Below are 11,154 nucleotides of genomic sequence, written 5' to 3'. Positions count from 1 at the left end.
TCATCCCGCAAAGAGGAAACAACAATGACGATGTCCCAACGCCACGCTCTCTCGCTTCATCCTGCTCAACAGCGCTCTCGCCCGGCACTTCTGGGCACCACGGCGCTCAGGCCATGTCTGCTGGCGGTGGCCACCGCTCTGTTCTCGCTACCGGCACTGGCCGCCCAGACCATCACCGTGGGCCACACCACGTCGGACAGCTCGCACTACTCAGAGGGCATCGATGCCTTCAAGGCCACCCTGGAGGAGCTGTCCGGGGGAGAGTTCACCGTCAATGAGCAATCCTCCGGCGCGCTTGGCGGCGAACGCGCCATGATCGAGGGGCTGCAGATCGGCACCATCGATGCCGTCGTCACCTCCACCGGCCCCCTCGGCAACTTTGTGCCGGAGACCTATGTGCTCGACCTGCCGTTCCTGTTCAAGGACTACGCCCATGCCCGCTGCGTGCTGGATGGTGAGGTGGGCCAGGACCTGCTGGACAAGATCGGCGAACATGACCTCGTGGGACTCGCCTGGACCGAAAACGGCTTCCGCCACATGACCAACAGTCAGCGTGATATCAACACTCCGGAAGACGCCCAGGGGCTGAAGATTCGCACCATGGAAAACGAGATGCACATGGCCGCGTTTAACGAGATGGGCGTCCACCCCACGCCGATGGCCTTCCCGGAGCTGTTTACCGCACTGCAACAGGGCACCGTCGACGGCCAGGAAAACCCCATTTCGGTGATTCTCACCGGCAACCTGTGGGAAGTGCAGGACCGTCTGTCGCTGACCGGCCATGTCTATTCGCCGGCCATCATGCTGGCCTCGCCAATCCTGTGGGACGGCCTCACCGACGAACAGAAGGGCTGGTTCATGGAAGCCGCCCACGCCGGTGCCGAAGCGACCCGCGCCATGGTCTCCCGACTCGAGACCGAGGGCGTGGAAGAGCTCAAGGCCAAGGGCATGACCGTGGTCGAGGACATCGACAAGGCACAGTTCCAGGCAGCCGTCGAGCCGTCTTACTCGGTCTATACCGATGAGTACGGCTCCGAGATGCTCGATCGCATTCGCGCCAGCGACTGCGGCAACTGATCTCGCGGGGTCGTCCGGGGTGACTCGGACGCGCCTTGCCAGCTCGCGCCTGTCGCGGGCTGGCCAGGCGCTCCCCGTGGCCGACTCCCTGTCACTCGAGATGAGGAACGTCTCATGCTGGATCTGTTCTTCCGCTTCGAGCGCGCCGTTTCCCAGGTCGCCCTGTACGCAGCGGTGCTGATGCTGGTGGCCTCGGTCAGTCTTGGCTTCTACCAGGTGCTGACGCGCTTTGTTTTCGATGCGCCCTCCACCTGGTCCGAGGTGATGGCCCGCTCCACCATGATCTGGTGCGTCTTTCTGGGTGCTGCTGCCACCTTCCGCGGCGGCTACATGATGGCCGTCGAGGTGATCTACAAGCTGGTGCCGGCCCCTGCGCTGAAGGTGCTGGAAAGCGTGATTGCCCTGTGCTGCATGATCGTGCTGGCGATCCTGGTGATCTATGGCTATCAAATGACCCTGCGGGTACAGAACCAGATGCTCTCTGGGGTTGGCATTTCGATCGCCTGGATCTATGCCGCCATCCCGATCGGCGCGGCCTTCTCGCTGCTGTCGGTGATCACTCGCCTGGTCGCCCAGTTGACCGGGCGCGAGACGATCGGCGTGACCGACGCCGAAGCCCCCCTGGCACCGCCGACGACGCCTCCCTCTGCATCCACCAGCACTGCATCCACTACCTCGACCGCCAGCGCTGCCGACGAGGGGAGGAAGACACCATGAATGCTGCCATTGGCCTGTCGCTGATCATCCTGTTTGCCCTTGGCGTACCGATTGCCGTCTCGATTCTGCTGGCGTCGGTCATCGGCATCGAATTCTTTACCCGCTTCCCGCTGCTGATGGTGCCCCAGCAGATGTTTGTCGGCATCGACAACTTCCCGCTGATGGCGATTCCCTTCTTTATCCTGGCTGGCAACCTGATGGCCGCCGGTGGCATTTCCCAGCGCCTGGTCGACCTTGCCAAGTCCATCGTGGGGGGCCTGCAAGGCGGCCTGGCCATGACCTGCGTGCTGACCTGCATGCTGTTCGCTGCGGTATCGGGCTCAAGCGTGGCCACCACCTTTGCCATTGGTTCGATCCTGATCCCGGCGATGGTCGCCCATGACTATCCGCGCCCCCTGGCCGCCTCCATTCAGGCGTCCTCGGCGGAGCTGGGGGTACTGATCCCTCCGTCCATTCCGCTGATTCTCTACGGCGTCAGCACCGACACCTCGATTGGGCGGCTGTTTATCGCGGGGATCGGGCCGGGGCTGCTGATCGGGTCGGCGCTGCTGCTGTTTCTCTACGTCTTCTGCAAGCTCAGAGGCTATGGCCTGCGTGACCGCGAAGATCGTGCCTCCTTTGGTTCCTCGCTGCGGCGCGCCTGGGCGGCCTTGCTGATGCCGGTAGTCGTGATCGGCGGTATCTACGGCGGGGTCTTTACCCCCACCGAGGCCTCTGCAGTGGCGGTGTTCTATGCACTGATCGTCGGCGGGCTGGTCTACCGTGAACTTCCCCTGCGCGAACTGCTGCCGATTCTGCGCCAGAGCGTCATCTCTACCGCCACCGTGATGCTGATCATCTCTGCCGCCGCTCTGTTCAGCTTCCTGATCAGCCGCTCGGGACTGCCTGGGGAGGTCGCCGCCTGGGTCACCCAGGTGTTCGAGAGCCCGGTAAACTTCCTGCTGGCGGTCAACGTGATGCTGCTGGTGATCGGCATGTTTGTCGAAACCTCGGCAGCCATTCTGGTGCTGGCTCCTATCTTCACGCCTATCGCCGTGCAGTACGGCATCGACCCGGTGCACTTCGGGCTGATCGTGGTGGTCAACCTGGCGCTCGGCATGTTCACCCCGCCGCTAGGCGTCAATCTGTTCGCCGCCTGCGCCGTCGCCAAGCTGTCCATCGACCAGCTGATTCCGTGGCTCGCGCGCTTTGTTCTGGTCGTGCTGGCCTGCCTGATGGCCATCACCTACCTGCCCTGGATCTCGTTGGGCCTGGTGGACCTGCTGTACTGACACCCTGTACCTCGCGTTAGCCCGCGTCGCCCGGCGCGGGTCCTCTCATCCCTGCGGAGACCTTCATGAACACACTTCCCGTCCAGCCACCGTCCGGCGCTCTGATTGGCGGTCAATGGCATGCCACCAGCGAGACACTCGAGGTCTTGCGTCCCGCCAGCGGCGACCCGATTGCCCGTATCGCCGCCAGCACTGCCGACGATGTCGATGCCGCGGTGGCGGCCGCCCGAGCGGCATTCGCCGGGGAGCTGGGTAGCTGGGCAAGCTGGTCTGCCCGGGCACGCAGCGAATGGCTGTACCGCTTCAGCCAGGCCATCGACGCCGATGCCGACCATCTCGCGGCACTTGAATGCGCCGATACCGGCAAGCCCATCAGTCAGGCACGGGGCGACATCGCCGCCTGCGCGCGCTACTTCCGCTTCTATGCAGGCGCGGCGGACAAGCTTCACGGCGAGACGATTCCCTTCGACCCTGACTACGCGGTGATGACGCTGCGGGAACCCTACGGCGTCTGCGCCCAGATCATCCCCTGGAACTATCCCGCCCAGATCTTCGGACGCTGCGTGGCGGCAGCCCTGGCGGCGGGCAATACCTGCGTGTTGAAACCCGCCGAGGATGCCTGCCTCAGTGTGCTGCGACTCGCCGAGCTGGCCGTGGACACGGGCCTGCCAGACGGCGCCCTCAACGTGGTCCCGGGTCTCGGTCGCGTCGCCGGCGCTGCCCTGGCGGAGCATCCCGATATCGATCACCTGTCCTTCACCGGCTCCCCCGACACCGGCACGCTGGTCACCCAGGCGGCGGCGGTCCACCACGTCCCGGTCACCCTGGAGCTCGGTGGCAAGTCGCCCCAGCTGCTGTTCGCCGACGCGGATCGCCAGAGCGCCCTGGACGCCGTGGTGCGAGGCATCATTCAGAATGCCGGTCAGACCTGTTCAGCCGGCAGTCGACTGCTGGTCGAAGCCAGCATCCATGACGAGGTGGTCGACGCCCTGGCCCGCCGCTTCGAGGCGCTGGTATGCGATGCCGGCGAGCAGGACCCGGACTGCGGCGCGCTGATCAATGCCCGTCAGCGAGACAAGGTGATGACCTTGATCGAGGCAGCGACAGAGGACGGTATCCAGATCGCTGCCCGTGGCCGCCTTGCCGACGATGCCCCTGCTGGCGGCCACTTTGTCGTGCCTCACCTGCTGACACAGGTCCCCGAAGGCCACAGCGTCAGCTGCGAAGAGCTGTTCGGGCCGGTACTGGTGGTACAGCCGTTCGCGGATGAAGCCGAGGCGGTACGTCTTGCCAATGCCACCGACTTCGGCCTGTGCGCTGGCGTATGGACCCGTGACGGCGGCCGCCAGCTGCGTTTGGCCAAGGCCATTCGCTCCGGCCAGGTGTTCGTCAACAACTACGGCGCTGCAGGGGGCATCGAACTGCCGTTCGGCGGCGTCGGCAAGTCCGGGCACGGCAGGGAAAAGGGCTTCGAAGGCCTCAAGAGCTACACTCGACTGAAGACCGTGGCCATTCGCCACGGATGAGCCACGGAGGCGTCGCCTCTGTGCCGCCTCATGACAGCTTCATCTACCATAAGGAACCGGGAATGACCTCTTCTGTTCATGTAGGCCTGATCGGCGTGGGCCTGATGGGCCATGGCATCGCTCAGAGCCTGCTGCGCCAGGGACATCGGCTGAGCTATCTGGATCACCCAGGCAACCAGCCCTGCGATGACCTTCAGGCGGCAGGCGCCACGCCACTGGAAACACCGCGAGACGTGGCGTCTGCTGCAGAGCTGGTCATCCTCTGCGTCACCGGCACCCCCCAGGTGGAAAGCGTACTGTTCGACCCCCAGGGGGTTCTGGAAGGACTCAAGCCCGAGCAGATCGTCGTCGACTGCTCCACCGCCATTCCCAGCTCCACGCAGGCGATTGAAGCTCGCGTGCGGGAGGCAGGGGGACGCTTCGTCGACGCCGCCATGACACGAACGCCCAAAGAGGCCGCAGAGGGGCGACTCAACCTGATCGTGGGCGCGGACAAGGCGCTGTTCGACGAGTTGACGCCGCTGTTTTCGGCGTTTGCCGAGCACATCACCCACGGCGGCCCCGTCGGGGCAGGCCATACCCTTAAACTGCTGCACAACTTTGTCTCCTTGGGATTCACTGCAGTGCTGGCCGAGGCCAGCGCCGCCTCGCAGCGGGCGGGCATCAACAACAGCGTGCTGCTGGAGGTACTGGGCAACGGTGGCGGCGGCGGTGTGGTGCTGGAGCGGCTGCGGCCGTATCTGGTGGACGCCGATCCCTCGGGCTTTCGTTTCAGCCTGTCCAACTCGCTCAAGGATGTGGGCTACTACCACAGCATGAGCAAGGACCTGGGAGCCTCACGCCAGATGGGCCAGGCCGTCCATCAGCTGTATGCCGATATCGTGGCCGAGGGCAACGGCGAACGACTGCTGCCTGAGCTGATCAGCCTGCTGGCCGACGCCTCGACTCAGCGAAGGGACTGAGGGGCCACCAGCGCGGCCAGCGCTTTCGACGCCCGCTTTCCACACCACTGACAATCGCCAGGAGCCTCCATGAAGATCCAGCGCATTGATACCTTGCGTCCGAAGGCTCGGCCCTCGCTGATCTGGGTGCGGCTGCACACCGAGGAGGGGCTGATCGGCCTGGGAGAAAGCTGGTTTGGCTGCGACGCCATCGAAGCCGACATTCATGGCCGCCTGGCGCCATTGCTTCTCGGCGAGGATGCCCGTCGCATCGAAGCCCTGCACCGCAAGATGCAGCCCTACGTGGGCTTCACCGGCACCAGCGCCGAAACCCGCGCGCTGTCTGCGGTCGACGTGGCACTGTGGGACCTGGCGGGACAGCGGGCGGGCTTGCCACTGCACGACCTTCTGGGGGGCAAGAGCCGTGACCGGGTGCCGCTCTACAACACCTGTGCGGGTCCCGACTACGTGTCCCAGTCTGCCGACGTACGGCCGGGAAATTTCGGTCTGGGCAGCGGGGCCGCAGCGGCATCCGTCCAGGCCCGACCTCGTTACGAGGATCTACAGGGATTTCTCGAACGCCCGGCTGAGCTCGCCTCGGAGCTGCTCGACATGGGCATTTCGGCGATGAAGATCTGGCCCTTCGATTTCGCCGAAGGCGCCCACGATGGCATGACCATCTCGCCCCAGGATCTCAACCGGGCCCTGTGGCCGTTCGAGGAAATCCGCCGAGTCCATGGCGATCGCATGCGTCTCAAGGCCGAGCTGCATGGACTCTGGAGCGTGAACGCCGCTGGTCGGATTTGCCGTGCGCTGGCGCCTATCGATCCCGACTGGGTTGAAGACCCGCTGTGGATGGATCGCTTCGATCCGTTAAGCGAACTGGCCGACATCGGAATACCGCTGGCAGGAGGAGAAACGCTGGGCGGGCTCGGCCAGATACGTGACCTGCTGCAGCGCGGCCATATCCACACGCCGATCATCGATGTCACCTGGGGCGGAGGCATCACCTTTGCCCGCAAGGCCGCCGCCCTGGCGGAGGCAGAAGCGCGACCGATCGCCTTCCATGACTGTTCAGGCCCGATCACCCTGGCCGTTTCCACCCACCTGGCCATGGCCCTGCCCAACGTGGCCGAACAGGAGTTCACCCGCGCCTTCTACTATGGCTGGTACGGCGACTGCATCGACGGGCTCCCCCCCATCGAAAACGGCATGATCCGCGTCAGCGGCGAAGCGGGACTGGGGGTGAAGTTGAAGGTAGATACCGAAGGCGCGGATAACGCTGTCAGCTGTACCACCAGCCAAGGCTGACGCGACATTTCAGACTCGCCGGACACTCGAGCGCCCTCCATGTCACGTTACCAGTCGGCCAACCATTTCAACGGCCTGTCCAGCACGCCTCATTCTGCTAAAGCACACTCTCGCATTTTCAACGTTGCCCTCTAGTCGACTGGTCTATAGTATCGCCGCAACGCTTTTAAAATGTCTTTCATGTGCTGCTGAACGCGCCAGGACAGGCGGTCACGCCCTGACCAAGGTAAAACGCGGTACACGACGGCGCCTATAACAACAACGTATCCAAGACCGCTCGACAGACCAGCAACGAGACTGCGAGGAACCCCTACCCATGACCAGCTTCACCCTTAACGGCGAGGCGGTAAGTGTCGAGGTGGATCCACAGACCCCACTGCTGTGGGTGCTGCGCGATACCCTTGGCCTGACCGGCACCAAGTTCGGCTGCGGCATTGCCCAGTGTGGCGCCTGTACGATCCACTTCAACGGCTCTGCCACGCGCAGCTGCGTGCTGCCGCTGGCCGCCGCGGAAGGTGCCGAGATCACTACCATTGAAGGCCTGGATGCCGACGGCAACCATCCGCTGCAGCAGGCCTGGCGGGAAGAGCAGGTGCCCCAATGCGGCTACTGCCAGTCAGGCCAGATCATGCAGGCAGCCGACCTGCTCGCACGCAAGCCCTCCCCCAGCGACGACGAGATAACTCAGGGCATGAGTGGCAACCTGTGTCGTTGCATGGCCTATGTGCGTATTCACCGAGCGGTCAAGCGTGCAGCGAACATGGCGCAGGCCGGTGTACAGCGCTGGGAGCCCCCCACGGGTGAAGCCAGCGATAGCGTGGAGGGCAACCAGCATGCCAAGGCCTAACGATCCACAGGTTGGCGATGTCCACGGCCGTGACCCGCAGCAGCGTTCATCCATCAGTGCCTCAGGCATCAGCCGTCGGGGCTTTTTGATCGGCACCCTTAGCTCGACAGCGGTGCTGGCGTTTGGCCTTCCCGGCATTGCCCTGGCCCAGGACGCAACCGATACCGCCCTCAAGGAAGGCCAGTACGAGCCAACCTTGTGGTACGCCATCGATAGCAACGGCCAGGTCACACTGCACTGCACCAAGGCCGAGATGGGCCAGCACGTGGGAACCAGCCTGGCACGTCTGGTCGCCGAGGAGCTTGAAGTCGACCCGGCGACCATGCGTATCGAGTACGTCGACAGCGATCCCAAGTGGGGATACATGATCACCGGTGGCAGCTGGTCGGTGAATCACAGTTTTCTGCCACTCTCCCGCGCGGGTGCCGCTGGCCGCGAAGCGCTGATCGACGCCGGCGCTCGTCTGCTGGATGTGGACCCCACACGCTGCCACGCCCGCAATGGTCAGGTCATCTGCGACAATCAGCGGATCAGCTACGGTGAGATCGTTGCCAGCGGCACCCTGTCGCGTAGCTACAGCGCCGAAGAGCTGGAAGCGATTGCCCTGAAACCCGCCAGTGAGCGACGCGTACTGGGCAGCCCCGGTAACGCCCAGGACATCCCCGACAAGACCACCGGAGCCGCCCTCTTCGGGATCGATGCCAAGATCGATGGCATGGTCTACGCGCGCCCGGTGCTGCCACCTGCCCGTTTTGGTTGCCAGGCCGTCTCGATCGATGACAGTGCTGCAGCAACGATCCCGGGCTATCAGCAGACGCTGCGCCTGGAGGATCCCTCAGGCCTATGCCAGGGCTGGCTTGCGGTAATTGCCGACAGCTTTTCGGCGGCCATGCGTGCGACCGATGCGCTCAAGGTCGAGTGGGACGTCGGTCCCGCTGCCGCCATCAGTGAAGCGGACATACAGCAGGAAGGACGCCGTCTGACCGAAGCGCCGAACCGTGACAATGGTGCTCTGTTTGTGGACAGCGGCGACCTGGCATCCGCCTTTGAGCGTGCCGACGCCGACAGCGCGACCCTGGTCGATGCCACCTACACCACCGCAAGCGTTCTGCATTTCCAGCTGGAGCCAGTGAATGCCACGGTGGTCGAGCGCGACGGGCATTGGCACATCCATTGCGGCAACCAGCAGCAGTCCGCCTCAGTGCCGCTGGTGGCCAAGGCGCTGGAGGTCGACGACAGCCAGGTGACCTTCCATCAGTATTACCTCGGCGGTGGTTTCGGGCGACGCCTCTATGGCGACTATGCTGTTCCGGCGGCGCTTGCCGCCAAGGCTCTGGGCAAACCGGTCAAGATGGTGTTTACCCGCCCCGATGATAGCCGTCTCGATTGCGTTCGCTCGCCGTCGGTGCAGCGCCTGCGCTCAGCCGTCACGGCAAGCGGTGAGATCCTGGCCAGTGAGCATGCTGCTGCGGCGGGATGGCCCACCGCGGCGATCGCGCCCGGCTTTCTGGGCGAGTTCGTCGATGGTGGCGGCAAGCTAGATTCCTTCGCCATCAGCGGAGCGGACCACTGGTACCAGGTCGCTGCCCAGCGGGTGTGGGCTCAGCAGAATCACAAGGCCCACGAGGCCTTTGTCCCTGGCTACCTGCGTTCGGTGGGGCCGGGCTGGACCACCTGGGCAGTCGAGAGCCATATGGATGAACTGGCCCAGGCGGCAGGGCTCGACCCGGCCCGCTTCCGCCTGGCACTGCTCCAGGCGGAAGGGCGCAACGCCGGGGAAGCGCCGAACAGCGTGGGTGGCGCCGAACGCCTGAAAGCGGTGTTGCAGCGCGCGCTGGAGAAGTCGGGCTGGAGCGAACGCGATAGCTTACCGGAGGACACAGGGCTCGGCGTGGCACTCAGCTTCGGTCAGGAACGCCATATGCCAACCTGGGTGGCCTGTGTCGCCCGCGTCAAGGTGGATCGGAGCAGCGGCGACGTCACGGTCGAAAAGCTGACCTCGGTCGTCGACGCCGGCACCCTGGCCCACCCGGATGGCGCCATGGCCCAGCTGGAAGGGTCACTACTGTGGGGCCTGTCCATGGCGCTGCACGAAGGCACCGAGTATGCAGAGGGGCAGCCCAGCGATCTCAATCTCAACAGCTACACCCCGCTGCGTATGCATCAGGTGCCAGAGCTGGATCTTGAGTTCATGATCAACGACCACACGCCGGTCGGGCTCGGTGAGCCCGGCACCTGCGTGGTGGCGCCCGCCATCGGCAATGCTGTCGCGCATGCCTGCGGTGTGCGTTTACGCGATCTTCCGATGCGGGCACAAACCCTCAAGACACGGCTCGGCAACCGCGCCGATGACAAGATGACGAGCTGACAGCCGCAAGGGTGCCCTCCGGCCAACAACGGAGGGCTCCCCCCGAACAGGACACGCAACCCATGCAACATCTGGATCTGACGGTGGTGCGTCGTGCCCTTGAGTGGCTGCACGACGGACGCGAACTGTGGCTGGCCACGGTGCTGTCCACCTATGGCTCTTCCCCTCGTGAGCCCGGTGCCTGGCTGATTGCCACCCAGGACGGCGAGCATGTCGGCTCGCTATCTGGCGGCTGTGTCGAAGACGACTTTCTTGAACGCCTGAGTCGTGGTGAGTTCCAGCAGCCAGTGACCCGCGTGCGCTACGGCGCAGGAGACGACGTCGACTATCCCGCACCGACATTACCCTGTGGAGGCGTGCTGGAGGTGTTGATCGAGCGCTTTGCGCCTGACGAGGCAGCCGTGACCCACTTCACTGCACTGGCAGCAGCACTGGAGGGCAAGGGTCCGCTGCGACGACGGGTCTCGTGGTCGACGGCAGAGCGGCAACTGCTCGATGACGATGGCATCGGCGACCGCGTGCAGCTGCAGGAGATCGAGCAGCAAGCCTTACTGCGAGTAGGCCCCAGCGCCCGCCTGGTGCTGGCAGGCGTCTCACCGGTTGCGGTGTTCTGCGCCCAGTTCGCCCTGGGTCTGGGCTTCGAGGTCATCGTCTGCGACCCGCGGGAGGGCAAGCTGGAAGAGCTTGTCGAGGCTCTGGGCGAATCCGCAGCACGAATCGACACCATCGCCCGGCTTCCCTCGCGCTTCATCGCCGAAGGCGGATGCCACGCGGCGACCGCCGTCGTAGCGCTGACCCACGACCCGCGCATTGATGACCTGGCGATGATGGAAGCCGTGCACTCCCAGGCGTTCTATATCGGCGTGATGGGATCGAGGCAGACCTCCAGCGCACGCGCAGCGAGGCTCGCCCGCAGCGGTGGTCTCAGCGAGGCCGACATCGCGCGGATCCATATGCCGATCGGTCTGCACCTGGGCAGCAAGACCCCTGCAGAAATTGCGCTGGCGGTGATGGCAGACGTGATCAGGGTACGTCGTGGCAAACCACGTGATGGGCTTTAAACCGATGTCACAACCGATAAACCGGAGGAGCCTCA

The 11,154-nt window shown here is 64.5% G+C and carries 9 protein-coding genes; all 9 read left to right on the top strand.

Going from position 1 to position 11,154, the window contains the following annotated elements; all coding sequences use genetic code 11:
* Positions 1 to 24: 24 nt before the first annotated feature.
* The 9 genes from KUV86_RS10705 to KUV86_RS10665 all read left to right on the top strand — a co-directional run bounded on the left by KUV86_RS10705 (position 25) and on the right by KUV86_RS10665 (position 11,119).
* Positions 25 to 1,077 (top strand): TRAP transporter substrate-binding protein, encoded by a 1,053-nt coding sequence (locus KUV86_RS10705; RefSeq protein WP_206941454.1) that lies wholly within the window; start codon positions 25 to 27, stop codon positions 1,075 to 1,077.
* A gap of 114 nt (positions 1,078 to 1,191) precedes the next feature.
* Positions 1,192 to 1,794, top strand: a complete 603-nt coding sequence (locus KUV86_RS10700; RefSeq protein ID WP_222484748.1) for a TRAP transporter small permease — start codon at positions 1,192 to 1,194, stop codon at positions 1,792 to 1,794.
* Entirely contained in the window at positions 1,791 to 3,065 is a 1,275-nt protein-coding gene (locus KUV86_RS10695) for a TRAP transporter large permease (RefSeq protein ID WP_222484747.1), read from the top strand. The genes KUV86_RS10700 and KUV86_RS10695 overlap by 4 nt, the downstream gene beginning before the upstream one ends.
* 65 nt (positions 3,066 to 3,130) lie before the next feature.
* Entirely contained in the window at positions 3,131 to 4,591 is a 1,461-nt protein-coding gene (locus tag KUV86_RS10690) for an aldehyde dehydrogenase family protein (protein ID WP_222484746.1), read from the top strand.
* 62 nt (positions 4,592 to 4,653) lie between these two features.
* The gene (locus tag KUV86_RS10685; protein WP_222484745.1) at positions 4,654 to 5,553 is read left to right on the top strand and encodes an NAD(P)-dependent oxidoreductase; all 900 of its coding nucleotides are present in this window, start codon (positions 4,654 to 4,656) and stop codon (positions 5,551 to 5,553) included.
* 69 nt (positions 5,554 to 5,622) lie between these two features.
* The gene (locus tag KUV86_RS10680; RefSeq protein WP_222484744.1) at positions 5,623 to 6,843 is read left to right on the top strand and encodes a mandelate racemase/muconate lactonizing enzyme family protein; all 1,221 of its coding nucleotides are present in this window, start codon (positions 5,623 to 5,625) and stop codon (positions 6,841 to 6,843) included.
* 316 nt (positions 6,844 to 7,159) lie between these two features.
* Positions 7,160 to 7,690: a (2Fe-2S)-binding protein gene (locus KUV86_RS10675; protein ID WP_222162673.1), complete on the top strand. Its 531-nt coding sequence runs from the start codon at positions 7,160 to 7,162 to the stop codon at positions 7,688 to 7,690.
* The gene (locus KUV86_RS10670) at positions 7,677 to 10,058 is read left to right on the top strand and encodes a xanthine dehydrogenase family protein molybdopterin-binding subunit (RefSeq protein ID WP_222484741.1); all 2,382 of its coding nucleotides are present in this window, start codon (positions 7,677 to 7,679) and stop codon (positions 10,056 to 10,058) included. The genes KUV86_RS10675 and KUV86_RS10670 overlap by 14 nt, the downstream gene beginning before the upstream one ends.
* A 62-nt stretch (positions 10,059 to 10,120) precedes the next feature.
* Positions 10,121 to 11,119, top strand: a complete 999-nt coding sequence (locus tag KUV86_RS10665; protein WP_206941463.1) for an XdhC family protein — start codon at positions 10,121 to 10,123, stop codon at positions 11,117 to 11,119.
* Positions 11,120 to 11,154: the final 35 nt, after the last annotated feature.

Source organism: Halomonas sp. DP8Y7-3 (genome assembly GCF_019801675.1).
GTDB lineage: Bacteria > Pseudomonadota > Gammaproteobacteria > Pseudomonadales > Halomonadaceae > Halomonas > Halomonas litopenaei_A.
The sequence above is the reverse complement of the archived record's forward strand: the minus strand, read 5'-3'. Positions and strand labels throughout refer to the sequence as shown.